Consider the following 25,828-nt stretch of genomic DNA (forward strand, 5'->3'; position numbering starts at 1 on the left):
ATCTCTTATCTGCATCGCTTTCTCCTTTCTTCCGGCTTTTTCAGCCAGATAAAAAGGAAACTGAAAAAAATTCCAGTTTCCCTTTTATCTGACCAAACCATTTTATGCCGTCTTTCTGTTTCCTTTTTCCTCTTTTTGAAGGATCCAGTCATCCACGCCTTTGTAGTGTTCCATCCAGGTACCGGATGCATCGGTATCCCAGGTGACTCTTTTGCAGGATACATTCAGTTCCTCACAGATCTCATATAGTTTTATACAGCCTTTTCGGATCATGTCCCGCTTTCTGCGCTTTCTGGGGCATTCTCCATGATACAGATAAATTCCATGTTCACATTGCCGGCACGCACTTTTTTCATCGTGCTTACAGGACAATTCCATCATTTTATCCATGTCGTAACATTCGTAAACTCTTTTTAACCCCTGCTCTTTCAGTTTTCGCAAGACAGTTTCCAGTCCTTTATGATTGGAAACTCCAGGGACTCCGATATAAGGATTTCCTGTACACATCCATGCGATCTCTGCCTTTAAGATCCCTTCCGTTACGTAAACCGTGCCATCCTTTATTTTCCCAAACATTCCTGCCGGGCTGCCACTTGATGTGCCTTTTTCTAAGCCGCTGCTGGTAAACCAGAGGTACTTCCGTTCTTTTAAAGGAATATCCAGCCGGATCTGGAATCCTATGATCCGTTCCTTCCCATCCCGGACCGGGCAAAGATACCCGTTATTCTTCTTATAAAAAGCAGCCTCCCAGTCACCATCCCGGTTGATGAAAAATCCAGGAACCCCATCCAGGCGAAATCCCTTTTTTAAGAGCTTTCTGGCAATGGCCACGGAATTCTCCTCATCCGTACTTAAAAAACCTCGTTCTTCCATCTGTCTGACCTCATTTAACGTCAGCCCACGCAGGAGAAGGTTCCTCCGGTGTGTTTCCTTAAGCTTAAGAAAAGTGAGCATTTCCTTATATACATGGTCCCGGTAATCCCATTCCTCTTCCGTAAGGGAAATGCGTTTCTTTTTAGAAACGATAGAAGCGAACCCATTTCGTGTCGTGGACTGCTGTCTTTTATCCGTTCCAGAAAAAGAAAGTGCCTGCTTTATCTCCCGGTAGGCTTCTTTATACCGGTTTCTCCCGTAAATGCCGGATAGTTCCGCATACAGTGTCAGCATGTTTCCGGATGCTCCGCAATGATAGCAATGGTAAACATTTTTCAGTTCTCCATTTTTACGGATGCAAAAACTGCATTTTCCTCTTAAATCCCCGCAAAAAGGACATTCCACCGGAAATTCGTCCTGGTAAGAATCACTCAGTCTTCGGATTGACAAAAGATCTGCTACTTCTGCGATCGTAAACGATTCTCTGGCATACATGCCTTCCTCCTTTTCATAAAAGATGGCCCCGTTCCCGGAGCCACCTCAAACTATTTCTCTGTTTTCAGGCTGCTTTTTGCATTTCCTTTTCATGATCCAAAAGAATCTTCGCAGCTTTCTGTATTTCCTGATTCTGGCCTTTGTAACGCTGTACCAGCCATTTGATCGTCTGGTAACCTCTGGCATCCTGCATCATTTCCCCAAGAGGGGTTCCGGCATAGACACCAAAATTGCAGATAACCTTTTCTGCCCATTTCACTTCATCCTCTGCATCCTCTTCGTGAGCCATATCCTCCAACACTTTCTCTGCAGTCTCTTCTGGTGTTTCTTCCTCTTCTTCTGCATCAAAAGAAATCTCCTCATCTTCATCAAATGGAACTTCATCCGTTTCTTTTACTGCACGGAAACCGTCTGCATCCGTCTCGGCAGTAATTTCCTCATCTACGGAGATTTCCTCGGTCTGAACCGGATCTTCCGCTTTGGTTTCTTCATCGGAAAATTCTTCCAGTCCGCTTTCACTTTCTTCCATTCCAAAAGTCATCTGTCCAGGAAGGTTTTCTTCTGTATCCGTCACTGCATATTCCACTTTTACAGGACCTTCTGATATGGCATTTCCATCACGCAGTTTACGGTTCGTTTTCTTTTCCATAACCGGTTCTGCCTGTTCCTGCTTTGCGGCTGTGTCCTTTTTTTCTGCCTTTTCCTGTTTCTTTTTCAGTTTTTCCGGTTTTACAGAAGCTTCCTGCTTCGGCATTTCTTCTTTTTCCGTCCCACGCATATCCGGATCGTCTATTCCAGATGCCTGCATGATGTTGAATTTATTTAAGAAATAATACTTCAGGCCATACGTCCATGCCGCACCTTTTGCTTTATCCGGTGCTTCATTGGTTCCAATGACATGCAAAAAGCTCCGTACCTTGTCTCCCGGACGGTCAGCATTGGTCCAGCACAGCTCCAGGTCAGCCTCATATCTCCAGAGTGCTCCCATTTCCTTTAAAAACACGGAATTGCCCTGTTCGTCCATCTGTGTCGGCCTTTCACTTAAGATGTCAAAATCGACCCCGTATTTATTAAGGGCCGGTGTCAGGCATTCATAGATATCATCCAGTTTTACAAAATCATAAGTAACGTCCTCACTGTACCGTTTGCGGATCAGCTTCGGCACCTTTCTTCTAATCCTGATCATCTTCTGGTTCAGATTCATGTAATTGTATTTACCCATATTATTCGTTTCCTCCTGATTTTTTCATTTTTTATACTAAGCAGAACGCGGAAGGCTTACCTCCGGCCCTGTCCCAGTCTTTTTTAACATTTCTTCCATTTCCTCCCGGATACATCCGATACAGATCTTCTTTTTTGAGATCTCCGGAAGTTTTTCAAGCAACCACTTCTGGGCGAAAAGCTCTGCTGCCCACTGTGGGTTGCTTAAATATTCCAGAAACATCCAGTCAGAAAATCCCCACTTCATATCCGCAAAATGAAACTGCGGCTGATAGATCAGATCCTCCGGCCGCTTTCCTTTTTTAATAAAACGGTCTGCATTTAGCTGGATATAAACCCTGCTGATCTCCGGGATCATCTGTGCAGCTGTATACCCGCCTTTTAACAAAAGTTCATCCCATTGTTCCCGGATAAGTTTCTTTCCAATGCGGCTTATCTGTGTTTCCAGTTTCGGGATCAGATCCTCACGCACAGGAAAACCAAAATCATCCGGTATCCCGATCGGCTTCAGAAAAAGATCTTCTGCTTCATAAAGGGAATACTCCGGCATGTGGATCACGGCACACCAGTTCCGGTCTGTTTTTCTGTTTTCCTTTAAACAGTCAAAGAAAAAGAAACAGTTTCCATATCTTGCCTTTATGAACAGCTGTCCGGAAAATTCTTTTACTTCACAATCCGGCGATTTCAGCCATGCGATCAGTTTTTCTGCCTCCCTGCTCTCTTTTAACCAGTCCGGAAGTTTTCTATCCATCACATACCTCCGTAATTTAGATGTATGGCAGGGAATACCTGGAATACACCATCTTTGCCCGTTTTAAAAATGCAGAGCCTTTTTCTGCTTTTGCAAACCATTCCACAAAAAAACGTGTCAGGTTCTGCTGCAGTGTCCGGTGGGTATCAAGGGCATAATCCACAAATTCCCCATATCCGTCCATACTTCCTGCAAGCAGGTAGCAGGTAAACATTTTTGCCATCTGCTCTTCATCTGAAGGATTGATCTCCATTTCCTCTGCACCTTCATACACCAGGCGCACCCTTTCTGGCTGTTCCTTTACATGCAGACACAGATCATCGGCCATCAGTTTCGAGGCTTCGTTTCGAAGGTCGTAATATCTGACCTCTGAAAGACCTTTTAGCCAGGCAAACCCAAGATAAGTGTAATTGTCTTTTATTTCCTGCTGCTCTTTTGCCATGGACTCCATAAATTTTTTGTGTCCGGTGGGATGGCAGTTCAAGTATTCATCTACCAGCAGCCTTGCCACATCTTTTCCATTCGTAACCTTCATGTTTTCCTCCCATCAAAAAAAGACAGTCCATGCTGTCTCCATTCTTTTAAATCCTGTTAGTATTTTACAGTGCCAGGAATATCATATTCATGCCAGCGTTTTGACACACAGCCGGCAATTTTTTCTTCCAGAGCTAAAAGTCCTCTCTCATTCGTCTTTTCCTGCCTTGCAATGGTAATGGATTCACAGATCCCGCAGTAGATCTCGTATGCGCTGCATGGCTCATTCCCAGTAGTAGCCTTAAACTGCTCCACGGTTTCTGCAAGCAGTTTTTTTCCAAATCCCGCCTGCTTCATGATCCCTGCCATGGCATTTGCCGGATGCTCGATCCAGATATCACACAGCCGCATGACCCCTTTTAAGACTTCCCGGTAGTAATCAAAGATCGACTCTATGTTTTCCGTGAAATCTTCCATTCCTTTACAGTTTTTGTGCGTAACCTTCAGGGCATTGCCAAGGATTACATTTCTTGTCGGCTCCTGCAGGGAATAAAAAATATTCGCTCCGGACACACCAACGTCTGACGTAGTGATCCGTACAACTGCTTTTATGTCCTTATCAGTCTTTCTTCCATAATTCTGCATCAGTTCCTTATAAACATCTGTAAGTTTCGTATCTTCCAGCTGCCAGGACGCCGTAACAGAATAATGGTCTGCATAGCCGTTTAAAAACGTTGCCTTCTCATAGTCCCCATGGATATATGCCGAGGTAACCATGTACATATCCGGCATGGATATGATGGCATAATCTTTTTCATCACCAGACAGGACTGCCCTTATTTTTCCTTCACAGAAACGGATCAGTGCTCTTCCTCTTGCAACCTTCAGACATTTATTCAAGATCTCTGCCAGTGTTTTCTTATCGACATCTGCCAGGGCTTTGCCATCAATCCTGGCCCGTCCTTTCAACGATTTGATTGCTGAATTTCCTATATAACAGATCCTCTCGGGCAGGATAAGAACCAGCCTGGAATGAGATAAGGTATCTTTTTCCAGTGCTTCCAGGGAAATACCCGGAACCTCTGTACAGGTTTCCTCTCCTGCAGCTGCCACCTTTAATTTCTTACTGGTGATCCGGATCCATTCTGCCCGGCTGTCTATCTCTTCCAGATACTCGCACAGTTCCTTTTCTGTCCGGAACTCCTTATAAAAGTCATCTTTATAATACATAATGTCCGCCTTTCCACGCTAGCTGAAAATCCGGACTTCAACAGCCTGTATCTTTCCATCTTCGATGCAAAATACATAGCCGTCTTCTGCCATCTCCATAAGCATTCCAATTTCCAGTGCATTTGCGTTTTCCCATTTAATTGTCTCCATAATCGCCCCTCCTGATTTTACAATGTGTTTTCTTTTTTTGATGTTCTTAAGGTATTTCTTTTTGCAGTTTCCTTAACTGACAGTTTCATTCGTGCTCCTCCTTTCTGCTTTTTATGCAATAAAAAAAGACACAAAAAGAATCTTCTTTCCTTCTTGCATCTTCCTTATATTTTGCATATCCATTTTTCTCATTAAGGGCAAGACCGCCCCAAAGTGTTTCTTCCGGAATGTCCGGAACTAAAGAATAACCACAGTCTTTTATAGACTGTTAAATTATTTTTCATTTAAAGACTACCACAACATTTTGTGGTTGTCAATTAATTTTAACTATATATTGTGTTATTGTGTGAGTTATCTTTATTATTCTGCTACATGTTGTGACAGGCGGCATGATACCGCCTGTCTTTTCATCCGTCTGCATACGTGCATGTATCTGAGGGGAATAGGTGATCTGTACATGCACTATGAAAACGTCTTACTCGGCGTTTGGATCCGCCGGTGAAATATTTTTGGCAAGGCTTCGCCCGTTGGCATCCGTCCCTGCTTCAAAAAGGACCGGCTGACCGCCGCTTAATTTCCGGTATCCATCCATCTGGATCTCCGAAAAGTGGGCGAAATAATCAATCCCGTCTTCACCGGTGATAAAGCCGTATCCTTTCTGTGCGCTGAACCATTTCACGGTTCCCTGTAGTGTTTCTGACATATCCTTCTCTCCTTTGCTGTATTTCCCGCAATAGTCTTTTGCGGAAACAGGGCAGCATGGAATCGAACCATGCCTGGTGCTCCCCTCCCTGCTATAAAATGGATCTCTTACTCTTATATTTCTTCGTTTCCCAAAAAAGTCCCGTTATTGAGTGCTGCATCCACCCGGCGGATTCCTACCAGCTTCTTTTCATTTATGCCAAAATAAAACCGATAGCGTTTTCCCTCCAAAACTTTTACGTTTTTATCCAGCAAAAGTTCACTCTGCCGTCCGGTCGGATCACTTACCCGGATCTTCCGTAATCTTGCAAAGGGATTTTTCCCGTCTATCCCGGTTACCAGCCCTTCCACGATTTCATAGGTCTTTTTATCCGCGGTGCGGAAAATAAGATATGTTCTTATAAACCCGATAATCCCAAGCAGAAAAGACCAGAAAATAAAAGTTTTATCTTTCATCCATGTTCCCATAAATGATCCGAAAAGCAGGATAAAAAGAGACAGGATACCATATCGCTGGATCCTGTCCTTAAAAAAATCCGGTATATTCTGATAACGTGTTCCAAAATCTTCCAAGCATCTATACAGCCTGTGCCAATACGGATGTTCCGTTTGCTTCAAGGCAGTCCTCCCTTCTTATGTAGTCGATCACAAGCTGTTTCTTATAGTAAAGCTGCGCTACGCGGATTATAAATTCCCTCTGTATCTGCTCCTGGAGGGAATCTGCCAAATTGGGTTCCCTGCTTTTTGCCTTTTCTTTTAAGCATTTCAGATGATAGGAAACATCCCCTTCTCTCTGAAGATTGGAAAGTATCTGGTATTCCTCTTCTGTAAGCAGCGGCTTTTTAAAAGCCCTCAGTGAAAACTTCAGTCCTTTTCCCATGGAAAGGGCTTCCATAAAATGCTTCATGCGTTCTGTCCGTGAAAAGGCCATGGGAGACATGACTGACCGGCTGATAATGCTGTATACAGCTTCCTCTCTGGTACATCCTTCTGTCAGCACAACCAGGCCCCGCTTTACCAGACGGTTCAGGCAAAACTGAAAATCCTCTTTGTCCGCCCATTCCTGTGCCTGTTTTTCTCCAAGGCTAAATACAAGAAGACGATGCATCTGGGAATGGACCTTATCCTCTTCACAGAAAGACCAGGTGAGCGCAGCCCACAAAATAGTTTCCATTTCTGTAAGTACTTTTTCTTCCCCATCTACCCAGACACAAAACCTTCCATCTGCATCATCTTTTTTCATTCCGATTGCTGTATACCATCTCATGACATTTCCTCCTTGTCATTTTCACTCTTTCTAATCTCTGCTTCTGATCTGTTTTCTTTCATAACTTGTTACCCATACATCATCATTTCCAGGAGTTTTGGAAGTACATACCCCAAAAGCATGCCTGCTGCCGTACAGATTCCGATATTCGGCCGTCGCAGTTTCCATACTTCCTGTGTTTTGGTCCCGATAATCCTTGTTCTTCCCGGTACGATCCACCTGAGTTTCCGATAAAACTCCATGAATCCCTGATTGTCAAAGCCAAAGGATCGTACACAGAAAACATCCCGTTCCTGTTCTTCTTCATCCAAAAGGAAAAAGCTTTTCTGTTCTTTCCCTTCTTTTCGGATCACGATATAAAATTCCGGAACTCCCCGTCTGGTTCCTTCTACGATCTTATCCATCTCATCGTAAAAGATCCTGCAGGACTCATATTTTCCGTTTTTTTCCGGCTGGCAGACTGCCAGGCTGTCCTCTTCAAGTGCCATATAACAGTTTTCTGCCTCCATGATCCTCCGGCTGATTTTTATGGCCTGACGAAGAAGCAGGATTATCGCAAGCGCCAGTGCAGTACACAAATATGCAAGATCCCAGCATCTTTTCTGGTATATGAAAAAGTATGCGCTGATTCCCTCTGCCACACTGCATATTGCTGTCATAATAAAATACTGTTCTTTAAGGTCCATCAGATGATATACATCATCTTCTGTCGCCTGTAGTCTCAAGGGCATCCATCCTTTCCGTCATGCCACGCTTATTTTATCCGGGGATTTCTTTTTTTCCTCTCGGCTTTTTATATAGTCTGTACATTCCCGGATGGTCTGTTCACACAGGTAATAAGAAAACTTCCCGATATGTGTGTCCTTTTCCCGGAGATTCAAACGGTTCTGAAGCCAGATATATGTGCTGTGTTTGGTCATATAACCATTTTTCCAGATTGCATCCAAAGCTCTGTGTGCTTCGATCCGCTTATTACGCAGATTGCTGTCAGCCATGGTTCCCATGGGACGCATACTTTTTTTGTGTGCCCCAATGTATGAATCACAGGAAGGATAGCCGCTGCATACATACAGGTATTTCTCCGGATCCAGGTTGTTATCCCCATAGACATAGGCTGCCGGCCTAAGTACCCCGGGTCTTTTGCAATATGGACAGTACAAGGTTTCCCGCATCTGTTTTTTCTTCTTTTTTGCCATCTGACGTCACTCCTTTCCATCTTTATCTCCGATGTTAAAGAAATCCCTTTTTCTGTGTCAACAGAATTCTTTGAAAATCATAAAAACATTTTCAGGAAGCTCTTTTGATAAGCCTTGTGATAATGCCTTCTGCCACTTCATAGTTGTCGTTGATGCGGGTCACCACAAATCCGATCTTATCTTTCTTTCCCGGAAGTGCGGACATATTGCAGGAATGTGCCACGGCATTGACTCCGATATCAAGGCGGATAAAATAGGTTCCCTTATAGACTTCCGTAATGATCCCTGTATATTTTCCCTGTTTATGGCATTTCCGGAGGTTATCTTTATTGATATTGGCTGTCGGACTCTTTGCATCCACTTCTATAATGATCTGGTCAACAGAGCTTGCTTCCACCTTATTGACCATGACCAGCACCAGATCACCTACCTGGAATTTTTCTCCGGCATCTACCATCCACTCCCAGGCCATGTCTCTGGCCCGGACAGATACTTCTACACCAAAGACTTCCAGGCGGACTGCCTTGGGAGCTACCGCGATCACCCTTGCTTCTACGATCCTGCCTTCATAAAGCATTGGTTTTTCTGTATCTTCCCCAAGGTAAAAAGTCTGCCTCTTTTTAAGCATTGCATCTTTTCTGGATGCTACAACACTCCGGCTCTTGTTATCCAGATCTTTGATGATGAAATCAATGTCACAGCCGAGCATGTTGTTAGCAATACGGACCTGACGGTTTAAGGTATCCGCGTTTTCACGCCCGTCTCCCTGAAGGTTGATCATCATTTCATTCATTGGGATAATGATCCGGAAACCATTAAAGTATGTAACAGCAACCATCCATCCACTCTCCAGTTTTTCAATGCCCCCAAGCTGGCCCGTCAGGATCTTTCTGGTACGATGTGCATTCAAAAGCTGATGCCATCTGGCTTCTTCCTGTTCCTCCATGCTTTCAACCTGCGCGTCTACATCGATTGTCAAAACACCATCGTAGACTGCACGCGGAACATCTTTTTCCCCGTTTCCCGCCAAAACTGTTTTTTTGGTATCCTCCATATACTTCCTCCTGTTCTTATTTATTTTTGTCTTCTCTGCTCCATCCAGAAAACTCCTTTTCCTCCGGTACTCAGGAAAGACAAAAGAAGACACAAAAAAAGCAGCCCGTTTAAAGCTGCTTTCTTCATGCCTTCTTTTTACAGATACCATTCTATAATACATGGAATTCTATGTCAATATTACCTTAATTGCAATAGCGTCGCATATCGGTTTCTTTCATCTTTTCAGGTCAGCAAACAACTCGTCAAGGTCATTGAAGCCCTTTACAGACGGGTCTTTTGCAATCCTTTCCGCTTCCAGCATGGCAGCAACCGTTTCTTTGTTCGGCTGTTCCAGCCTTACTTCAAAGGGAATGCCGCCTTCACGAAGCGACTGGCGCACAAAGATGTTAAACGCCGTAGTCAGGTTCATGCCAAGTTCAGTAAACAGTGCGTCCGCCTGCGCTTTCAAATCTGCGTCCATGCGGATACTGATGTTTGTGGTATTTCTAGCCATACGATCAACCCCTTTCTGCTGGCAATTATAGTATATGCCATTTGCACGAAGAAAAAAATATTTTGCACGAATATTTAACAATAAATTCATTCAATGAGGTTAGCTACACGATGAAGCCTGTATAACAGAAGGATTTGGTGGTGATAATAATTGCCTGATTCCTGTGGCCTTTTAGTTATTTGTAGTCCCATCCTGCCCGCCTCATAGCAAGCTCCATCTCATATATATTTGTTTCATTGTAGAGTTTTTCTTTTTGCCCGCTAAGCTTGATTGTCCGCAAATAAGATAACCGGGTATTTTGCGTATTTTTGATATAAGTAGATTTTATATAGCAATTCTCAGGATTCACAGTCGTATAAAGCAGAGCATCGTTTTCAAGGATTTCCAATGGGCGTAAGTTATGTGATGTAAAGATCAATTGTCCTTTAGCTTTATGCTATCGGTCAAGCCGGAACTTAAACAAGCTTTCAATCAGCTTTGTTCTGATGTAATCCTCCATATCAGAGTTATAATAACCGTTCATCTTAGAGAAATAGCGGATATATCCGGTGAACGGTTAAGGACGGCTTTTACCGCTTTCGGATCACCCTCATGTGCCTCTATAATCGTGTCATAGGGGAGAAACCGGTTACTCATGGGACAACACCTCCATTTTCTCTTTCAGCCTCTTTGTTCTCCGATTTCTTTCTGCGTCAAGTGCTGGAAGTAATACAAAAAGATTTCCTCCTGTGTCTGTTCCGGCAGCCGGGCAAGAGCCGCTGCAAGGGAACGGCTGTCTAAAAGTATCGTCTGCCCCCGGACAGAAAACGGATAGGTTTCTCCATAGTCCGGCACTTGAAAATACTCATCTGTGGTGCTTAGCGGGACAAACTTTTCTTCGGTCAAATATTCAAGGGAGATTTCCCGTTTCCACCTTGCTGCCAACATACGGGCAGCGTCAAAGGACGCATGACGAATAACAATCCGGCAATAGGTATCATGGGTATAGCGGATATGTTCTTGATAGGCTTCCTGTTCGGTCATGGAAACTCCCCCTTTCTTCGACGGCAGCACTTTTTGCTGTCGCCCCTTGATTACCCACCAGCAGGGACAGACGGGGCTGTCAACGGTGGGCGCAGCCCATTCACTTGCCGTTGACTGGCTCGGCTGGGTTTGATATTTTTGAATGGTAATTGCAGATTTAATTCTTACGACTATATCCAATGGTGCTTATTATGAGGGAAATTCCAAAAATCAAAATTGCCGCTATCCCTGTGATTAGCACATATGAATGAACAGAATTTACCATAGTAGCCATTCCCGGTCCATCTTCAAAATATTTTACAAAGTAAAACATTGGAATTACCACAATCAAGCCCATAGTTTGCGCAGAACGAAAACCAAACCAATAAGTTAATGGCAAGCAAATTCCTGTCCATAATAATGGGATAATAATTGCTGCTGCAATCGAAAATAACCAGATAAGCATATCAAAGTTTTGAAAAATTATGCTGGATAAACTATTGAACGCAATGCTTCCCAAAATGCTGATTGCAACAGTATATATTACGGAAACATATTTACTTGCAACAACAGTAAAATTGCTTATCGGCATAGCTAATTGATATTTTTTCCAGCTTGCCTTTTCATCACTTGCGAAACTCATAATATTTTGCATACCGATTGTCATGGCAAACATAACGGAAGCAAATAAGCCAGCATAAATTCCAGCATTGAAAATAAGCAGAACAATAGCTGCTGTTGCAATCAGAATAAGTTTCTTATCAATACTCTTGAAGAAAATGGATATGTCTTTATATATCAATCCTCGCATGATGTGCCTCCTTTAACATATAAAAGTATAATATCTTCTAATGTGGCATTATCCACAATGATGTTTTTGTATTTTCGTTTGAATGCTTCTTTGTTATGAACAAGACACTCCACGCTCATATTTGTAGTTCGGTGTATGATATAATCATCAGTGGAAAGCTGTGCAAATTTTTCTTTTCCGCACTTTGCCACGCCATAATTATAAACAAGATTATCTTTCTGTTCCTCGAAAATGATTTTTCCCTGATGAATTAAAATCACATAGTCTGCAATTTTTTGTATGTCCGAAGTAATATGCGATGAAAAGAAGATAGAGCAATCTTCATCTTGGATAAATTCCAAAAATAGGTCTAACACTTCATCACGCACAATGGGGTCAAGACCCGTTGTCGCTTCGTCTAAAATCAACAGTTGAGGTCTATGTGCCATAGCGCAGATAATGGAAAGTTTCATCTTCATTCCTTTTGAAAAAGCACCAATCTTTTTCTTGGTTGGGATTTTGAATTTTTTCAAGTATTGCAAAAAGAGGTTACTATCCCATGTCTTATAAATGCCTTTTAAGATTTTTTCAATATCTGTGGCTGTAAACACATCATGAAAATTACATTCATCAAAAACAACGCCAATATTGTCTTTGACTGTTGGAATTGTGTGGTCTATTCCAAAGACCTGTATCTGTCCGCTATCTTTGTTTAGTTCATTTAATATCAGATTGATAGTAGTGCTTTTTCCTGCACCATTCTCGCCAATAAAGCCTACAATCCTACCTTTTGGGACTTTGAACGAAACATTGTCCAAAGAAAATCCCTCAAATTGCTTGCATAAATTCTGTACCAAAATGTTATTATCCATGCCTGTCACCTCTCGTTACTCCTCGTAAAACAGTTTTAAGATATTCGTCATTTGCTCAAGACTAATGCCATGCGCCCGACCAATTTCTGCGACTTTTTGTAAAAGTTCTTCAGCAATTCGTAACTGTTCCTCTTGAATAAATTCCCTATTCTGTGATGCTACAAAACTGCCTTTTCCAGATACAGTTTCTATAAATCCATCTCTCGTTAAATCTTCATATGCTCTCTGAACGGTAATAACACTGATATGTAAATCTTTTGCTAAAGCTCTCATAGAAGGGAGGGCTTCGCCAGCAGATAATGTGCCGTCCATAATAAAACTTTTTACTTGCATACAGATTTGTTCGTAAATAGGCTTATCACTGCTATTACTTATGATAATCTCCACTTTCTCACCTCGCCATGCGTACTTATCGTAATAAGTGTACTTATTCAATAAGTACAGTTTAGGCAATTTGTGTGAACCTGTCAAGAGAAAAGATGTAAATACATTCGGAAAAGTGAGTGGCTGTCTATCAAATTCTTGTGTGTTACTTTACCGCACATAAGCATTATGTGTGGTCTTGGATCCAGATGATTCTGGTTCCGTTTTTACAAACCAGTTACTTAATCACTTTTCTTAAAAAGGCAAAAAAATAGAACGTATAGATTATTTCCATACGCTCTATCTCACATTTCATATTAAATTTTTGAATTCTACAAACTTGAAATTGACATAACTCACTTAGATTGCTTATGCCAAGCATATAAGTAGATAGCAAGGAACACTCCCGCAAAGCAACTAATGATTATGCCTGCAATCAAAGCAGGATAATAACTTGTAATCACTCCTGTATCTGCTGTTATGATGAAGATAATACCAATAACGAATGCTATAACATAGATAATAGGCATAAACTTTTTCATAAAATCACCTCCTAGTCAACTCCAGATTTGTTACTCACATGATATTTCATTGAAATGATAACGTTTAGGATACAACGAAAAGTGAACCCTTATGTACTTGAAGAATCTGAAATACGATTCCTCCCTGTAAATACCAATCTGTTCAACAAAGCAATTAAAATTTATTCTTCTCAGTGGTCTTAATATATAGTTTATCAAAATATAGAAGAAATGAATATATATTTTCTTTTAATACTTTTCTAAAAAAGCTTTATTTTATCACTCTCCAGTCACCGGACGCATCATGGAAAGCAGCTCTTTCCGGTAATGATCGGCCTTTTCCTGATTGCCCTGTTCTTTCCGTACCATCTTTGTGATTCCCGGATACTGTCCCGGGAAGCTTTGCAGCATGATACCATCTCCATAGATCAGGTAAACATCTCCGTCTGTCATATCTTCCTCTGTCAGCTTCTTTCCATTCTCATCCGTAAGCTTATCCGGTATCGTTCCGGAGAAAATCGTGTCCGTGTCCAGATCCGCAAAATACCAGCTGTTATCATCTGTATGAAAATACACTGCTGTCATCGGCTTTTCCCCGCATCCCGCCAGACAGAACATAACAAGTACCGCCAGCATCACGATCCATTTTTTCATTATTCCACCTCCTGGTCTCTGTCAGTATTTGATTATTTCGACTTCGCACCGTGCTAGCACCATGAAAAACATTAATATTACTGACTTCTACAATGTTTTTTATCTGGCACTACCATTAGTGGGAGATTTTTGATATAAATTTAATTGATCGTTGGAAGTACTTCCATAACCTGATCAATCACTTCCACAATTCTCTGTATATCCATATTTTCTTTTACATCAGAACTATCATTCACGTTCAAACCATCTTGCCAGTCCTGGACAATAGATACTGCCGGGATATTCACTAATGCAAACGGATAATGGTCACTGTTGGTTGCCATTGTCAGGAAAAATCTGTCACTGGGTGTAAATAGTTCTGACATACTGTTTTTATTTAATTCTGCCAGTTTTTTCAATCCCTCATCATCATATTCCGCATTGTCTGGTCTTTTGTTTCCTTCGATCATCGCCATATAACCCAGATCACTTTTTTCTGCAATAGTATCAATATTTATTACTCCGATGATCTGTTTCCGCTCGTCCTCCGTCAGCTTACCAACATACCATCTTGAACCCAGCATATATTTCTCTTCGCCCGAGAACAGGATGAATTTTATATTATACGGTATCTCTGTATCTTTTAAAATCCTTGCCAGTTCAAGCACTGCTGCCACTCCGGAACCGTTATCATTGGCGCCCACCGAATCTTCTGCACTGTCATAATGGGCACTTATGATCAGATTTTTTGTAGTATCAATGGATGAGTTTTTTGTCACAATGATATTTTCACCAATGCCGTCAACAATTGCATTCTCGGCTGTTGATGCCAGAAACACATCCGCCTGCGAGGAATGCCTTATTGCATTCTCATTGTTTTCATCGTTATATTCGAATTTCTGGTATTCTATATTGTCATATCCCAGATTGCCAAAATATTTACTAATATATTCTTTTACATTCTGTATTGCATCAGAATTTATTGGACGCGGTTCAGAAGTGATTTCATCGATGATCTGTTCAATATTCTGTTCCAAAGGCTCTATTATTGTACCGTTCTGGGTAACACTCTCCGCCATTGTCTGAATTGGTGCTATTAATGATATAACCATAATTAAGGCAATTGTAATTTTTTTCATTTGTGAGCTTCCTCATTTTACCAAGTATTAATCAGTATCTTTTATCCAATAACTTTCCATGCAGAACCATAGGCTACAACGAAAGCTTTTTTCCATACCATAAACATTATCATTTAAATCTCAGATTTTGAAAAAGGGACAGACATTGATAAATTCACTTAGTTCCATTCTGGGCTATGTACGGAACATTACAACCACATGATCAAAAAGCAGTAAATCTGATATTCAAATGTACATTGTGATTCTTTTTTTACAAAATTAGCTTTTTTATCATTTATGTTATCAACTGATACTATTATACCATGAACTGCATCACCAACCAAGTGTTCTTTTTTGCTTTTACAGCGTTCGTACAGTGCTTTTACAATTCATTGCACATCTGTAAAGGAAAGAGACTTCTTGCTATATATTATGTTAAATTCCTGAAAGTAATTTCTTTGCGTTCTCCAGGTTATTCTTTCCATTTATTTTTAGATATACTTTACTGATCTCAGAAGGCTCTCCTATTTCTCTGCAGAGATCCTGTGCCTGGGAAATGGGTATGTAGATTTCGTTGCCTTCTATTACTACAGCGGCTTTACAGGGCATATATGAGGTTTGCGGTCCTCTTGCGGAATTGCTGGATAAGGTAGTAAGATCATCTGTGGCTTTGGAAGTATCCTTCTCTTTTTCATCCAGGGAATAAAAAATATTCAGGTTTTCACCCATCTCTAGAAATTTTTCCTGTTGTTTTTTTGAAATGGCATGATTATTATAGTCTTTCATATCCCGTAGGGAACCATTTCCCAGCAATAACAACGGCATCTTCCCCAATTCATTCTGAGTTGGATTTTTTCCAAACGCATTCATATCAATTCCTGAAAAAGTCGTTGTTTCCGTATAATCTTCAATTTTGATGACAACCGGGACTTCTATGACTGGCCAGATTTCTTTTATACCTTTTATCTTCTTCGCTTTCTGCAAAAAATCTTCATCATAAGCCAGATCTCCAAGTGGGAGCAACACAGTAAATTGCCGTTTTTCTTCTTTCATGCCTGCCAGCAGCATTCCTAATAATGTAAGTATCAATGCCAGCAGAAGTATGACAAATAAGGTAAAGCTGTCTATTTTTTTTCTTTTCAATGAGAAGCCGCCTTTCTCACTTCTTCGAGAAGGATATTTTTCTTATGAAGCTTTCTGACCAGAATCAGGATTATGGAAATAAGCAGTACTGCAACAACTGCAGCTATGGAATACCACCAGTTATTGGTTTTCTCCTGGTCATCTTCAACCTTTAAAGACTTTATCTGGGTTTCTTTGATTTCAGAATCAAATTTTATTTCTTCCTCATATGATTTGCCATCGGCATCCTCATAAGTAAGAATTAATTGACCTGCACATTTTCCTGTTTTTCCTTTTACATATATGCGAAGACTTCCCTGGGATAAATCTCCGGCCTCTATGGTCCCTAAGAATGCAGTATCGTTTGAGCTTAATTCATCAGCTTTTAAGCTGACACTTGCATTATATATTTTGTCTCTTCCAAGATTCATTGCTTTTACCGGGATCTCTACTGTATCCATAGTGTATAAAACAGATGGAATATCTGAAGCTTCCAGCTTAACACGAACCGGTTGGATGATCTGAAAAGACAGTGATTCTGTACCGGTAGTTGCCGTTGCTTTTGAATCTTCATAATCCAGAGAAAAAGCAATGACAGCCTGTCCAGGATCACAGTTTTCTGTTATAGTAATCATCTGTTCCAAAGTAATTGCTTCACCCGGAGCCAGGACTTGTACATAAAAAGAGTTTTTCTCAAATTCGATTCCTTTGTTCTCTGTAGAAAGGGAAATTTTTAAACCAAATACATTTTGACTGCAGCTTTTATTTCGAAATGTCAGCGACATTTCTGTTGTAGAACCAGCCTCCAATCGTCCACCTGAAAGATTGCTGTCTTCTAATAATACCTGCGGTTTATGTAATATTTTTTCACTTGATGAGTCTGATGTTGAATTACCTCCTCCCCCGCCGCCCGAATACCCTCCGTTGTCTATAACCGGATCTGTTATCTGCGGGGCGTCACCGTCCTCCGGATTATCACTGTCTATTACAACATGAAAAGGATTCGATTTAGAACCATCACCAAAGTCATCTCCTGATGTAAAAATATCCGGATCCGGATTTTCTTTATCGGTATCAGCTTTATCAGGAGTCTTTTCATCCTCTGCCGGAGGTTCGCTACTCGTAGAATCATCCTCTTTTTTATCAAGGGTTAACGAGTTATCATTCTCATAAGATACGGACGGATCTGAGTCCGTAAATCCTTCTTCAGCAGATGTAATCTCCGTGTTTTGAGGCTCTGTGGCAAAAACGGTAGCTGGAAGAAATATTATTGTCGTACACAATACCAATGCCGTTTTTACAAATAAATTTCTCATTATCAGGCAGTCCTTTCTCTTAAGATTCCTCCATCCATTTCATATACGTGGTCACATAAGATTCTGATGTCCTCTTCATTATGGCTTGCCAGCAAAATGGTTTTTCCTGCTGCTTTTAAATCCAGCAGCAGTTCTCTTATTTCTTCCACGCCATGTTTATCCAGTCCATTAAACGGCTCATCCAGGATCAAAAACAGAGGATCTTCCATAATGGCCTGTGCAATACCAAGGCGTTGACGCATTCCAAGGGAATATTTTCCGACTGGTTTCTTCATGTCCGGATCCAATCCTACCCTTTTTAAGACTATGCGGATATCGGCCTTCGAAATCCGGCCATTCATGTCTGCCAGGATCTCCAGATTTTTAAAGCCCGTATATTGTGTAAGAAAACCGGGAGTCTCGATAATAACTCCAAGACTTTCAGGAAAATCCACATCATGGCCTATTTTTTTTCCAAATACAAAAATAGTGCCCGTAGTTACAGGGAGAAACCCACAGATGCATTTCATAAGAACGGTCTTTCCGGAACCGTTATTTCCAACAATCCCATAGACGTTCCCTGTTTTCAGGGAAAGATTTACTTCCTGTAACACGATGTCTTCGCCGAAACGTTTGGTCACGTGTTCTATTTTTACGCAGGTGTTCTGCATCATTCCACTTGCTCTTTGCGGATCACAGGCCAGATTAAATGTCCCTTCAGATTTCTTCCAATCTTCCATATAAAACACCTCCCAGAATTCCCAGCATTACTAATAAAAACAACAGTAGAAATAGCCAAACTCCTATTTTGTCCGGTCCCCAATTTTCATCAGCCAGTATCCATTCTACTGGATAAAACCATATCTGATTCTTAAAATAGCGGTCATGAAGGATAATTCCGAAATAAAAGCTTACAAAAGGGATTCCATATGCCATGTAAGCAGAATCCCATAAAATCCCGCAGCTTCCACCGAAAGTACTTATGATACTTCCGATAAGTCCTGTCCGAAATGCCTTCATGAGTAAGTCCAGAAGTGCTTCTTTCTGAATAGCACCCTTTATCTCCAGCGGATAGAACACAATAAAATTGATAAAAAGTACCGTTAGTATAGATAACGTCCAGACCATAAAACCAGATACCATAATGGAAAAAACTTTACCTTCGATATACTGTCTGCGAGTCGTTCTGGGAAGTATCTCCTTTAAAAATCCACTTTTATATTCTTGCAGAATGGAATCACTCCATGGCAATACGGCTGCTACCGGAATGGCAAAAGATACTGCCTGGCTTTTTAGAGAACCTTCCAGTATACTGATAAAAGTACCACATGTCAGTGCTTTTTTTAAGCTGGGATAAGTCTGTCCAATGGCTATGGAAATGCAGGCTATCAGCCATGCTGCCAGAAAATTCTTATTAAAAAACATACGTTTTGTTTCACCCCACACAGGTTTTCCCCCTTCCGATCATGTCTTTTCTCCAAGAAATTCAAAGGTATATTTTTTCATCCGGTTAATTGCAAAAACTGCAAGAAGAACTAAAATACCCAGAAAAAACATATAGGAATGCGAGATTTTCGGGAGCAATGGATCATAACCCAAGTTATGTTTTCCGTATACTGCCTGGTTCAGAGGACTGATCCAGCAGATTAATACATTTACCTGATACATTTCGTATTTTTCTTTATGTAAAATTGCAGCCAGTACTTTCGGGTCCAATAAAAAACCAAAGACACTGTAAAGAAGACCAAAAATCATCCCCTTAGTCTTCCCTTTATAGAGATTTCCTACAAGGATTACAAAGCTTAAGGTCAGCGAATAACAAAACAGAAGGAAGAAAACCTGCAGCATACAGCCATAGGGTGAGATACTTTCCATGACCCTTACTGTAGAAGGGACCTGCAGGTTTTTTCCTAATTCTGAATAACCAAGCATGGCCGCAGTTTCGCTCCACAGGTTACCCGGATAACTCTTTTTCATACACAGCACGGCCGTAAATAACAGCATCAAAACCGTATATAAAACAGTCACAAGAATAACATAAATGAATTGACCTAAAAGCCATTTCCTCTTGGTTGTCCGGGTCAGCTGGTATGGAGTAATAGGTGTCATCTTCGGCAGGTCAGAAAACATAAGAAGCAAGAGCAGCGAACTGGACAGTACTGCTATCCCATCCCCAAATGTCCAGATAAATGGTTCAATGGCCTGTACCGGTGTATCGTAGGTCTCCATTACAACCATGATTCTGCCTGTAAGCAGGAAACTAAGTACAAATTCTAACAGAAATATAAAAATAACTTTTGGATTGCGTAAAAATCCGAAGAAATTGTACCGTACAATTCCAAATACCTGTCTCATGTCAGTAACCCAGATTCCGGTTTATAATACTGCCATCCACGGCATTAATGGTAAGGAAGCTTTCATTCGGATCTTTACTGGTATTTGATTCTGTTTCTCCGTTATATTCACTTTCTGAAGTCATGCTGCCGAAAAAATCCCAGACGGGGATCAAAATACCTGTGTGTGCGTCAGTAGACGGCTCATATATTCTGGCATAACCAAGAACGATCCGATCAATATTATAGACCCTGGAATTTTCATATTGCATATTATCAGCGTTTGTTACCACCATCATTTTTTCATAAATTTTCATAACCTCGCTGAACGAAAGAAGATTTAAATTCTCTGTCTTTATTTTACCAATTGTGTAGGGATTTGAATAAGTCATGCTTTCTATGCCATCTTTATCGACATAGAAACAGAGACTTTCATAAGACCATGTTTCCATTGTGCTGTCCATATCTTCCAATGCCCCACCATCTGCAATTGTCTGAGTGACCGGCACACCATTTATGGTACGTGCATAATCAATTCTATATCCATTTCCAAAATTACCTGAACTATTATCGCCTTCAAAACTTTTGCACACCGCGTAATTCCAGTTAGAAAACTGTAAATCTGTGATGCCCATTTTTTCAACTTTTTCCTTTACAAGTTTTTTTGCTTCATCCAGGGACAGCCCGATTGATTCTTCTGTGGGTTTTTCTTCCTCTTCAGAATATCCGTAATCACACCACATTGCATCCTCCGGTATTTTTTCCCCGCCCTTGTTTGCTGCTTTCTTGATCTTGACTGACAAGGTATCGGAGCCAGTGTAAGATGTTATATAATAGTATTGTGAATCGTCTGGCATTTGTGCAATACAATCGAAATCATTTCCGGCAACAGGTTTTGCCTCTGTCAGGGTTTTCTTTTCCGGAGCAGTTTCGTATTCCTGTTCCCATGTCTCAATATCTTCATAGATATCATAGACATAATTCCCATCATCATCTGTTCCATAGTTATACGGATCCAGGTTTCCGTTTGCAACGTCTTCTTTTAGTTCATCCAGAGTTTTTTTAATTTCATCCTTTGTCTTCACGTAATAACTATCCATGGTATAAAGTTTCGCCTCTGAGAAGAATGCGTTTGTAATACGGTCGAGAAGCTCCTGGGTAACTTCTGCCGCGGTGACAGAAATAGCAGATATCTTTTCCACTTCCGGAATTTCTACGCTTGCATCTGTATTTACCACGAGCTTGGCACTGTCATCTTCCACATGGCTTTTATAATTTTGAGGAGCATCAATGAGATTCCTGATGGTTGTCTTTGACTCTGAACCGTCATCGTTCTTGCTTTCAGATGCTTCTCCTTTAGAACCGCTAACATCATCCGCTTCCGTATAAGCATCTACAGCCTTGCTCCCCTTCGGCTTTACCAAAGAAGAATCCGGGGTCTGTGCGCATCCTGTAAACATTCCAATACAAAGCACTATTCCTGCAAACTTTTTTATGTTTTTTCTCATTTCTGGTAATATCTCCTTTCTAAGGTTGTTATAAGTATATCATCAAGCATTACACCAAATCTTTCGCGATTTGTAACTGATATGTAAACATTAGTGTGATTACCAGAAAACAGAGACGGTAGTTCCTTTTCCCGGATTGCTTTCAATCTTCAGTTGGAAATCGTGCAGTTCTATAATTTTCTGACATAAAGAAAGACCGAGCCCTACACTTCCTTTTGCCCTGGAACGAGATTTGTCTACCATATAAAATGGTTCCGTCACCATTTCCAGATCCTCTTTCGGTATTCCCTTTCCAAAATCCTGAACCATCAGATGGTCTGGGGTTGCCTCAAGCACAATTTTAGATTCTTTCCTGGAAGCTTTGACTGCATTATCAATTAGATTTGTCACTACACTTATCATTAAGTCCTGATCAAACTTCTTTACCAATTCTTTTGGTTCACAAAATACATCAAGAGAGATATTTTTTTCTTGAAGCCTGCAATCAATGATTTCTTTTACTTCTTTCAGGAAGTTATCCACCTGTATTTCCACTGGATTGAATGAGTCTTCCGAAGCTTCGTAGAGTCCGGTTAATTCCAGCATTTTCATAGAAAGTCTTGAAAGCCTGCGACATTCATTTTCGATATAAATCAGAGCCTTCTCCTGCCTTTCCGGGGTCAGGCGCACAGTAAGCAATGTATCTGCATAGCCTATGATTGCAGTCATTGGGGTTTTCAGCTCATGAGCCAGACTTCCAATAAGCTGTTTTTGTGTCCGGTTTATGTTAGAAAGACTTTCAATTTGTTCTTTTATTTTACCTGTCATAAAATTAAAGGTTGCACCTACCTGCGCAAGTTCTGTATTTCCCTCTGACGGTACTTTAAAATCATAAATACCTTCAGAAACAAGAAGCGTAGCTTCTCTTAGGCTTGTAAGCGGTGCTGTGATTTTTCGAAGGCTCAAATAAAGGATAATTCCCATCACCACGATCAAAGATAAAGTAAATCCACCCGTCTGAAAAAACAGCAGATGACTTTTTTCTATTACATCTGTTATATCTTTATAAGTAACAATCTGATATCCCATATTTACATTGCCATAGTAAAATAACAAAAGTGTCCTTCCATTTATCTGACTGATCATAGGGTCATGACCATCACTGTTGCTGCCATGATCCACCATGTTTGCCTTACTTGCACATAATTCTCTTAACTTTTTTACATCGAATTCATAAACAGTTCCATTATAGGTCATTTTTCCATCAAGATATAAAACCGCGCTGTCATGAAAAACCTGCCGAAAAGCATAAGTAACTATTTGGGGGCGCATTTCGTTGTCGGCATTCTGTTTCTGATTGTCGGAAAGGCTTGTTTTATTTTCAAACTGTAAGATATTTGTTCTGAATATACTGCTTTCATAACTGTTGATATTCTGTATACTCTGATTTTTCCAACAATAAGTGGTATAGAGAAAGATCCCTGACGATACCAACAGAATAATACATGTAGTCTGAAAAAAAATCTTTATTAAGAGTTTCATAAATCCACCTCAAGTCTGTAACCGATTCTGGGAATTGTTTTAATCTTATCCTGCCAGCCAAGCTTTTTCCTGATACGACCCACATGTGCATCCACAGTTCTTGTTTCTCCGCAGAACTCTTCATTCCACAGTTCCTGCAGAATCTGATTCCTGGTCAGTGCTTTGTTCGGATTTTTGGCGAACACCATGAGGCAGTTATATTCCATTGGCTTTAAATAGATTTCCATGCCCATTTTTGTAACAGTACGACTAGCAGTATCAATGATGACATCACCAATTTGAATCTGTTCTTGTACAGTGCCATTACGTTCCAGTACTTTTTCAAGACGGACCATCACTTCCAGCATTTCAAATGGTTTTACAATATAATCTTCTGCACCGTCTTTTAATCCCTTTATCTTGCTCGCGATATCTCCCTTTGCGGTAAGAAATATTACGGGGATTTCATACTGCTTCAGTTTCGGTAACAGGCTATATCCGTCTCTTCCGGGAAGCATGATATCTACAAGTGCACACTGAAATGCATGATCTTGAATAATTGCTTCATATGCCTCATTTCCATCCAGATATCCTACTGTTTCATACCCTGCAATCTCCAAATTCATACATAGCAGGTCATTGATTGACATTTCGTCTTCTATCACAAGAATTCTTGCCTTCATAATTATTACCTCACATGTTTTTATAACTATCTTTTCACAGGTTAATTATACATTAAATTCTATAATGCAGTTGTAACTGATTTGTAACAGCAAAAAAGGAAACCAAAACCATTCTGTGAGAATAGTTTTGATTTCCTGTATAAACCGTTATGCTGATTTTATACACATGCTCCCATTTGGAGCAGTCCGTGTTTTCGGGCAGATCATAGTATCCGCCTGTAGAATTTGCTGTAATGTACATGTCACTCCATATCATAGGCTTTAATTCTAATTTTCTGCAAATATCTACGACCCTGTTACAATGTTCCCTGATTATCAGTGACCCTTTTTTATATCCATTTTCTTTTAGATAATTTCCAAGTCCCAGCATGACAGCCTCATCCATTCCAAGATGTACCCTGTTGGTAGAAAATTCTCCTTTACTGAGCTGAGCAGCTTTTCAATAAACTGATAAGTTTCCTCTTTTTCAGGCTGGAGAATGTCCGCAGAATCACGAATCTTATCCATTCAGACATGCTCTTGATATTGAAATTCATCCTCTTTCATATGATGTATGGCATAATTAAGTGCACGGTAATAATGAGATATTTCCCGACAGATGATATGAATCTGGTTTTTTCTTTTATTGATCAATATTTCTGGTCTGTCCTGAAATTTAACAAACAATTCTATATTTTGGTTGAAACCGTCATTTTCAGCCAGCAGTATTTCAGTACCTTTTTTAATAGTATTATATTCTTTCTTATCAGATGAAAAAACAATGTTCATACGTATTCCTCTTTCTTTTGGAATTCTGCTCTTCTTAACAAATCAATCTTTTTAGCAGAGCATCCCCTGTCAATGTTCTATTTTATTCGTTTGTAAATAATCGGCTCATCATAACCAAAAGTTCTTTTCCCATTTACTTCCATGGACTCTGATACTTCCAATTGATTTTCAGTGAACTTTTCATGCAGAGAAAATTTCAATACGGGAGAAAACATACTTACACTTCCGCCTTCCCATGTATCACCTGATTTTCTGAAAAATGCAGGAGTGAATTTTGCAGAACACTTTAGCTGATCATAGTCGGCACCTTTAAACATTTTGTAAGTAAAATTCTTTTTATCATATCCTTCCGGTATCTCATAAGAAATAAGTTTTATTGAATTGCTTTCTTCCATGAAAAGAAACAAATGTGAAGAAGAGCGGGTAGTTCCCTGTACAGAATAATAGCTCTCTTCAATCATAAATATGCCTTCGAAATCATTTGGGAGATTTGCAATTTTGGAATTACATATTGTATTGATATGCTTTGCATATGGATACTGTGGATTTGTCTTACTTATTTTCTCAAATTGATCCTTATTATCAAATTTTCCATTCAACAGTGTAACAAAATTTATCAAGTCAGCCATGATTTTATGCCTCCATAATCTTTATCATATAGTTTTCATCCACTATACACCTTCCATATAAAAGAGTCCATGTACAAAATAAGGGAATATATAAACAAAATGCATCACTTCTGTTCATTGTACGTATTTCTCTGGTAGCTTCCAGGCCATCCATAACTGGCATCATAATATCCATCAGAATTACATTGACCTCACCAACACCTGATTTTGCAAATGCTTCAACAGCCTCCTTACCGTTTGAAGCCCTTATAATTTCTGCTCCTGCATTTGTCAGAAGGAATTCTGCAATTTCCATGTTCAATTCATTGTCTTCGGCCAAAAGGATTCTCATGCCTTCAATTGATACATCGTCTTCCTGGCTTTCTGCCTGCTTCATATCAGCAGAAATAAGGAATGGGAGCTGTACCATGAATGTGGTTCCTACATTTTTCTCGCTTTCAAATTTAATCGTACCGCCCATTTTCTCTATTAGTTTTTTTGTAATTGGCATACCAAGACCTGTTCCTCCATAAACAGATCTTGCACCGCCTGTTTCCTGAGTAAATGGTTCAAAAATATGGTTCTGAAATTCTTTACTCATTCCAACTCCGGTATCCTTGCAGTGAAACTCAAACAGTATGTGCCTGTCATCCACCTGTGTTTCATAATAGCTAAGCAGTATTACTCCTTTTTCTTTATTGTATTTGACAGCATTACTTATGATATTCATAAGGATTCTTTGTGACATCCTCCCACCACTTAAATCTCTGATTTTGAAGTGGGGGCTTCTTGCTCAATGGCTCT

33 protein-coding genes and 1 pseudogene are annotated in these 25,828 nt (G+C 40.3%); all 34 read right to left on the reverse strand.

Annotated elements, in window-relative coordinates; translation table 11 throughout:
• Positions 1 to 102: 102 nt before the first annotated feature.
• Positions 103 to 1,368 (reverse strand): hypothetical protein, encoded by a 1,266-nt coding sequence (locus LI112_RS11165; protein ID WP_227190733.1) that lies wholly within the window; start codon positions 1,366 to 1,368, stop codon positions 103 to 105.
• A gap of 64 nt (positions 1,369 to 1,432) precedes the next feature.
• Positions 1,433 to 2,590 carry an ERF family protein gene (locus tag LI112_RS11170; protein ID WP_227190734.1) on the reverse strand — a complete coding sequence of 386 codons (1,158 nt, stop codon included), beginning with the start codon at positions 2,588 to 2,590 and terminating at the stop codon, positions 1,433 to 1,435.
• Positions 2,591 to 2,626: 36 nt separating this feature from the next.
• On the reverse strand, positions 2,627 to 3,340 hold the full coding sequence (locus LI112_RS11175) for a hypothetical protein (RefSeq protein ID WP_227190735.1): 714 nt from the start codon (positions 3,338 to 3,340) through the stop codon (positions 2,627 to 2,629).
• A 16-nt stretch (positions 3,341 to 3,356) separates the two neighbouring features.
• Positions 3,357 to 3,875, reverse strand: a complete 519-nt coding sequence (locus tag LI112_RS11180; RefSeq protein WP_015525057.1) for a hypothetical protein — start codon at positions 3,873 to 3,875, stop codon at positions 3,357 to 3,359.
• Between the two features lie 56 nt (positions 3,876 to 3,931).
• On the reverse strand, positions 3,932 to 5,044 hold the full coding sequence (locus tag LI112_RS11185) for a hypothetical protein (RefSeq protein WP_118044338.1): 1,113 nt from the start codon (positions 5,042 to 5,044) through the stop codon (positions 3,932 to 3,934).
• An 18-nt stretch (positions 5,045 to 5,062) separates the two neighbouring features.
• On the reverse strand, positions 5,063 to 5,194 hold the full coding sequence (locus LI112_RS18190; protein ID WP_005423021.1) for a hypothetical protein: 132 nt from the start codon (positions 5,192 to 5,194) through the stop codon (positions 5,063 to 5,065).
• Positions 5,195 to 5,669: 475 nt separating this feature from the next.
• Entirely contained in the window at positions 5,670 to 5,897 is a 228-nt protein-coding gene (locus LI112_RS11190; RefSeq protein ID WP_005423033.1) for a cold-shock protein, read from the reverse strand.
• A gap of 113 nt (positions 5,898 to 6,010) precedes the next feature.
• On the reverse strand, positions 6,011 to 6,514 hold the full coding sequence (locus LI112_RS11195) for a hypothetical protein (protein ID WP_049940373.1): 504 nt from the start codon (positions 6,512 to 6,514) through the stop codon (positions 6,011 to 6,013).
• Positions 6,474 to 7,163 carry a hypothetical protein gene (locus LI112_RS11200; RefSeq protein ID WP_173772259.1) on the reverse strand — a complete coding sequence of 230 codons (690 nt, stop codon included), beginning with the start codon at positions 7,161 to 7,163 and terminating at the stop codon, positions 6,474 to 6,476. Before LI112_RS11200 ends, LI112_RS11195 begins: the two co-directional genes overlap by 41 nt.
• A 68-nt stretch (positions 7,164 to 7,231) precedes the next feature.
• The gene (locus LI112_RS11205; RefSeq protein WP_117592333.1) at positions 7,232 to 7,888 is read right to left on the reverse strand and encodes a hypothetical protein; all 657 of its coding nucleotides are present in this window, start codon (positions 7,886 to 7,888) and stop codon (positions 7,232 to 7,234) included.
• 18 nt (positions 7,889 to 7,906) lie between these two features.
• A complete protein-coding gene (locus LI112_RS11210) occupies positions 7,907 to 8,359 on the reverse strand; it encodes a zinc-finger-containing protein (RefSeq protein ID WP_055066318.1) in 453 nt (150 codons plus the stop codon).
• 91 nt (positions 8,360 to 8,450) lie between these two features.
• Positions 8,451 to 9,413 (reverse strand): S1 RNA-binding domain-containing protein, encoded by a 963-nt coding sequence (locus LI112_RS11215; RefSeq protein WP_110925766.1) that lies wholly within the window; start codon positions 9,411 to 9,413, stop codon positions 8,451 to 8,453.
• Between the two features lie 216 nt (positions 9,414 to 9,629).
• Positions 9,630 to 9,908 carry a type II toxin-antitoxin system RelB/DinJ family antitoxin gene (locus tag LI112_RS11220; protein ID WP_055066319.1) on the reverse strand — a complete coding sequence of 93 codons (279 nt, stop codon included), beginning with the start codon at positions 9,906 to 9,908 and terminating at the stop codon, positions 9,630 to 9,632.
• A gap of 436 nt (positions 9,909 to 10,344) precedes the next feature.
• Positions 10,345 to 10,544 (reverse strand): annotated as a pseudogene (locus tag LI112_RS11225) (helix-turn-helix domain-containing protein).
• Positions 10,545 to 10,568: 24 nt separating this feature from the next.
• Positions 10,569 to 10,931, reverse strand: coding sequence for a sigma factor-like helix-turn-helix DNA-binding protein (locus tag LI112_RS11230; protein ID WP_227190736.1), 363 nt, complete (start codon positions 10,929 to 10,931; stop codon positions 10,569 to 10,571).
• A 157-nt stretch (positions 10,932 to 11,088) separates the two neighbouring features.
• The gene (locus tag LI112_RS11235) at positions 11,089 to 11,721 is read right to left on the reverse strand and encodes an ABC-2 transporter permease (RefSeq protein WP_055066320.1); all 633 of its coding nucleotides are present in this window, start codon (positions 11,719 to 11,721) and stop codon (positions 11,089 to 11,091) included.
• Positions 11,709 to 12,572: an ABC transporter ATP-binding protein gene (locus LI112_RS11240; RefSeq protein ID WP_055066321.1), complete on the reverse strand. Its 864-nt coding sequence runs from the start codon at positions 12,570 to 12,572 to the stop codon at positions 11,709 to 11,711. The genes LI112_RS11235 and LI112_RS11240 overlap by 13 nt, the downstream gene beginning before the upstream one ends.
• A 15-nt stretch (positions 12,573 to 12,587) precedes the next feature.
• Complete coding sequence (locus LI112_RS11245) at positions 12,588 to 12,959, reverse strand: GntR family transcriptional regulator (protein WP_055066322.1); 372 nt, start codon at positions 12,957 to 12,959, stop codon at positions 12,588 to 12,590.
• Between the two features lie 332 nt (positions 12,960 to 13,291).
• Positions 13,292 to 13,477: a hypothetical protein gene (locus LI112_RS11250; protein ID WP_055066323.1), complete on the reverse strand. Its 186-nt coding sequence runs from the start codon at positions 13,475 to 13,477 to the stop codon at positions 13,292 to 13,294.
• A gap of 258 nt (positions 13,478 to 13,735) precedes the next feature.
• Complete coding sequence (locus LI112_RS11255) at positions 13,736 to 14,110, reverse strand: hypothetical protein (protein ID WP_055066324.1); 375 nt, start codon at positions 14,108 to 14,110, stop codon at positions 13,736 to 13,738.
• Between the two features lie 140 nt (positions 14,111 to 14,250).
• On the reverse strand, positions 14,251 to 15,228 hold the full coding sequence (locus tag LI112_RS11260) for a M28 family metallopeptidase (protein ID WP_227190737.1): 978 nt from the start codon (positions 15,226 to 15,228) through the stop codon (positions 14,251 to 14,253).
• Positions 15,229 to 15,642: 414 nt separating this feature from the next.
• Positions 15,643 to 16,350 carry a hypothetical protein gene (locus LI112_RS11265; RefSeq protein ID WP_227190738.1) on the reverse strand — a complete coding sequence of 236 codons (708 nt, stop codon included), beginning with the start codon at positions 16,348 to 16,350 and terminating at the stop codon, positions 15,643 to 15,645.
• Entirely contained in the window at positions 16,347 to 17,645 is a 1,299-nt protein-coding gene (locus LI112_RS11270; protein ID WP_227190739.1) for a hypothetical protein, read from the reverse strand. Before LI112_RS11270 ends, LI112_RS11265 begins: the two co-directional genes overlap by 4 nt.
• A gap of 2 nt (positions 17,646 to 17,647) precedes the next feature.
• Entirely contained in the window at positions 17,648 to 18,364 is a 717-nt protein-coding gene (locus LI112_RS11275) for an ATP-binding cassette domain-containing protein (RefSeq protein ID WP_005423055.1), read from the reverse strand.
• Entirely contained in the window at positions 18,342 to 19,070 is a 729-nt protein-coding gene (locus LI112_RS11280) for an ABC transporter permease (RefSeq protein WP_227190740.1), read from the reverse strand. Before LI112_RS11280 ends, LI112_RS11275 begins: the two co-directional genes overlap by 23 nt.
• 18 nt (positions 19,071 to 19,088) lie before the next feature.
• A complete protein-coding gene (locus LI112_RS11285; protein WP_055059988.1) occupies positions 19,089 to 19,979 on the reverse strand; it encodes a hypothetical protein in 891 nt (296 codons plus the stop codon).
• A 1-nt stretch (position 19,980) separates the two neighbouring features.
• A complete protein-coding gene (locus LI112_RS11290; protein ID WP_227190741.1) occupies positions 19,981 to 21,465 on the reverse strand; it encodes a DUF6034 family protein in 1,485 nt (494 codons plus the stop codon).
• Between the two features lie 99 nt (positions 21,466 to 21,564).
• Positions 21,565 to 22,986, reverse strand: coding sequence for a HAMP domain-containing sensor histidine kinase (locus LI112_RS11295; protein ID WP_227190742.1), 1,422 nt, complete (start codon positions 22,984 to 22,986; stop codon positions 21,565 to 21,567).
• On the reverse strand, positions 22,983 to 23,648 hold the full coding sequence (locus tag LI112_RS11300) for a response regulator transcription factor (protein ID WP_005423065.1): 666 nt from the start codon (positions 23,646 to 23,648) through the stop codon (positions 22,983 to 22,985). Before LI112_RS11300 ends, LI112_RS11295 begins: the two co-directional genes overlap by 4 nt.
• Before the next feature lie 52 nt (positions 23,649 to 23,700).
• On the reverse strand, positions 23,701 to 24,018 hold the full coding sequence (locus tag LI112_RS11305; protein ID WP_227190743.1) for a hypothetical protein: 318 nt from the start codon (positions 24,016 to 24,018) through the stop codon (positions 23,701 to 23,703).
• Positions 23,994 to 24,155, reverse strand: coding sequence for a hypothetical protein (locus LI112_RS11310; RefSeq protein ID WP_227190744.1), 162 nt, complete (start codon positions 24,153 to 24,155; stop codon positions 23,994 to 23,996). The genes LI112_RS11305 and LI112_RS11310 overlap by 25 nt, the downstream gene beginning before the upstream one ends.
• The gene (locus LI112_RS11315) at positions 24,156 to 24,416 is read right to left on the reverse strand and encodes a hypothetical protein (RefSeq protein ID WP_227190745.1); all 261 of its coding nucleotides are present in this window, start codon (positions 24,414 to 24,416) and stop codon (positions 24,156 to 24,158) included.
• Positions 24,417 to 24,493: 77 nt separating this feature from the next.
• Positions 24,494 to 25,045 carry a hypothetical protein gene (locus LI112_RS11320; protein WP_144368338.1) on the reverse strand — a complete coding sequence of 184 codons (552 nt, stop codon included), beginning with the start codon at positions 25,043 to 25,045 and terminating at the stop codon, positions 24,494 to 24,496.
• A gap of 4 nt (positions 25,046 to 25,049) precedes the next feature.
• Complete coding sequence (locus LI112_RS11325; protein ID WP_227190746.1) at positions 25,050 to 25,772, reverse strand: response regulator; 723 nt, start codon at positions 25,770 to 25,772, stop codon at positions 25,050 to 25,052.
• Between the last annotated feature and the right edge of the window lie 56 nt (positions 25,773 to 25,828).

Origin of the sequence: Blautia sp. 210820-DFI.6.14 (assembly GCF_020558815.1) — a bacterium.
In the GTDB taxonomy this organism is placed as follows: Bacteria; Bacillota; Clostridia; order Lachnospirales; family Lachnospiraceae; genus Blautia_A; species Blautia_A obeum.

Excerpts from the sequence above, each read along its gene's own strand:
- LI112_RS11270 (WP_227190739.1), bottom strand. The coding sequence starts at position 17,645 with ATGAGAAATTTATTTGTAAAAACGGCATTGGTATTGTGTACGACAATA.
- LI112_RS11255 (WP_055066324.1), bottom strand. The coding sequence starts at position 14,110 with ATGAAAAAATGGATCGTGATGCTGGCGGTACTTGTTATGTTCTGTCTG.
- LI112_RS11240 (WP_055066321.1), bottom strand. The coding sequence starts at position 12,572 with ATGGATAATAACATTTTGGTACAGAATTTATGCAAGCAATTTGAGGGA.
- LI112_RS11300 (WP_005423065.1), bottom strand. The coding sequence starts at position 23,648 with ATGAAGGCAAGAATTCTTGTGATAGAAGACGAAATGTCAATCAATGAC.
- LI112_RS11200 (WP_173772259.1), bottom strand. The coding sequence starts at position 7,163 with ATGAGATGGTATACAGCAATCGGAATGAAAAAAGATGATGCAGATGGA.
- LI112_RS11260 (WP_227190737.1), bottom strand. The coding sequence starts at position 15,228 with ATGAAAAAAATTACAATTGCCTTAATTATGGTTATATCATTAATAGCA.
- LI112_RS11170 (WP_227190734.1), bottom strand. The coding sequence starts at position 2,590 with ATGGGTAAATACAATTACATGAATCTGAACCAGAAGATGATCAGGATT.
- LI112_RS11230 (WP_227190736.1), bottom strand. The coding sequence starts at position 10,931 with ATGACCGAACAGGAAGCCTATCAAGAACATATCCGCTATACCCATGAT.
- LI112_RS11185 (WP_118044338.1), bottom strand. The coding sequence starts at position 5,044 with ATGTATTATAAAGATGACTTTTATAAGGAGTTCCGGACAGAAAAGGAA.
- LI112_RS11320 (WP_144368338.1), bottom strand. The coding sequence starts at position 25,045 with ATGGCTGACTTGATAAATTTTGTTACACTGTTGAATGGAAAATTTGAT.
- LI112_RS11290 (WP_227190741.1), bottom strand. The coding sequence starts at position 21,465 with ATGAGAAAAAACATAAAAAAGTTTGCAGGAATAGTGCTTTGTATTGGA.
- LI112_RS11325 (WP_227190746.1), bottom strand. The coding sequence starts at position 25,772 with ATGTCACAAAGAATCCTTATGAATATCATAAGTAATGCTGTCAAATAC.
- LI112_RS11165 (WP_227190733.1), bottom strand. The coding sequence starts at position 1,368 with ATGTATGCCAGAGAATCGTTTACGATCGCAGAAGTAGCAGATCTTTTG.
- LI112_RS11210 (WP_055066318.1), bottom strand. The coding sequence starts at position 8,359 with ATGGCAAAAAAGAAGAAAAAACAGATGCGGGAAACCTTGTACTGTCCA.
- LI112_RS11180 (WP_015525057.1), bottom strand. The coding sequence starts at position 3,875 with ATGAAGGTTACGAATGGAAAAGATGTGGCAAGGCTGCTGGTAGATGAA.
- LI112_RS11275 (WP_005423055.1), bottom strand. The coding sequence starts at position 18,364 with ATGGAAGATTGGAAGAAATCTGAAGGGACATTTAATCTGGCCTGTGAT.
- LI112_RS11315 (WP_227190745.1), bottom strand. The coding sequence starts at position 24,416 with ATGAACATTGTTTTTTCATCTGATAAGAAAGAATATAATACTATTAAA.
- LI112_RS11190 (WP_005423033.1), bottom strand. The coding sequence starts at position 5,897 with ATGTCAGAAACACTACAGGGAACCGTGAAATGGTTCAGCGCACAGAAA.
- LI112_RS11175 (WP_227190735.1), bottom strand. The coding sequence starts at position 3,340 with ATGGATAGAAAACTTCCGGACTGGTTAAAAGAGAGCAGGGAGGCAGAA.
- LI112_RS11285 (WP_055059988.1), bottom strand. The coding sequence starts at position 19,979 with ATGAGACAGGTATTTGGAATTGTACGGTACAATTTCTTCGGATTTTTA.
- LI112_RS11295 (WP_227190742.1), bottom strand. The coding sequence starts at position 22,986 with ATGAAACTCTTAATAAAGATTTTTTTTCAGACTACATGTATTATTCTG.
- LI112_RS11250 (WP_055066323.1), bottom strand. The coding sequence starts at position 13,477 with ATGAAAAAGTTTATGCCTATTATCTATGTTATAGCATTCGTTATTGGT.
- LI112_RS18190 (WP_005423021.1), bottom strand. The coding sequence starts at position 5,194 with ATGGAGACAATTAAATGGGAAAACGCAAATGCACTGGAAATTGGAATG.
- LI112_RS11235 (WP_055066320.1), bottom strand. The coding sequence starts at position 11,721 with ATGCGAGGATTGATATATAAAGACATATCCATTTTCTTCAAGAGTATT.
- LI112_RS11220 (WP_055066319.1), bottom strand. The coding sequence starts at position 9,908 with ATGGCTAGAAATACCACAAACATCAGTATCCGCATGGACGCAGATTTG.
- LI112_RS11310 (WP_227190744.1), bottom strand. The coding sequence starts at position 24,155 with ATGGATAAGATTCGTGATTCTGCGGACATTCTCCAGCCTGAAAAAGAG.
- LI112_RS11215 (WP_110925766.1), bottom strand. The coding sequence starts at position 9,413 with ATGGAGGATACCAAAAAAACAGTTTTGGCGGGAAACGGGGAAAAAGAT.
- LI112_RS11305 (WP_227190743.1), bottom strand. The coding sequence starts at position 24,018 with ATGCTGGGACTTGGAAATTATCTAAAAGAAAATGGATATAAAAAAGGG.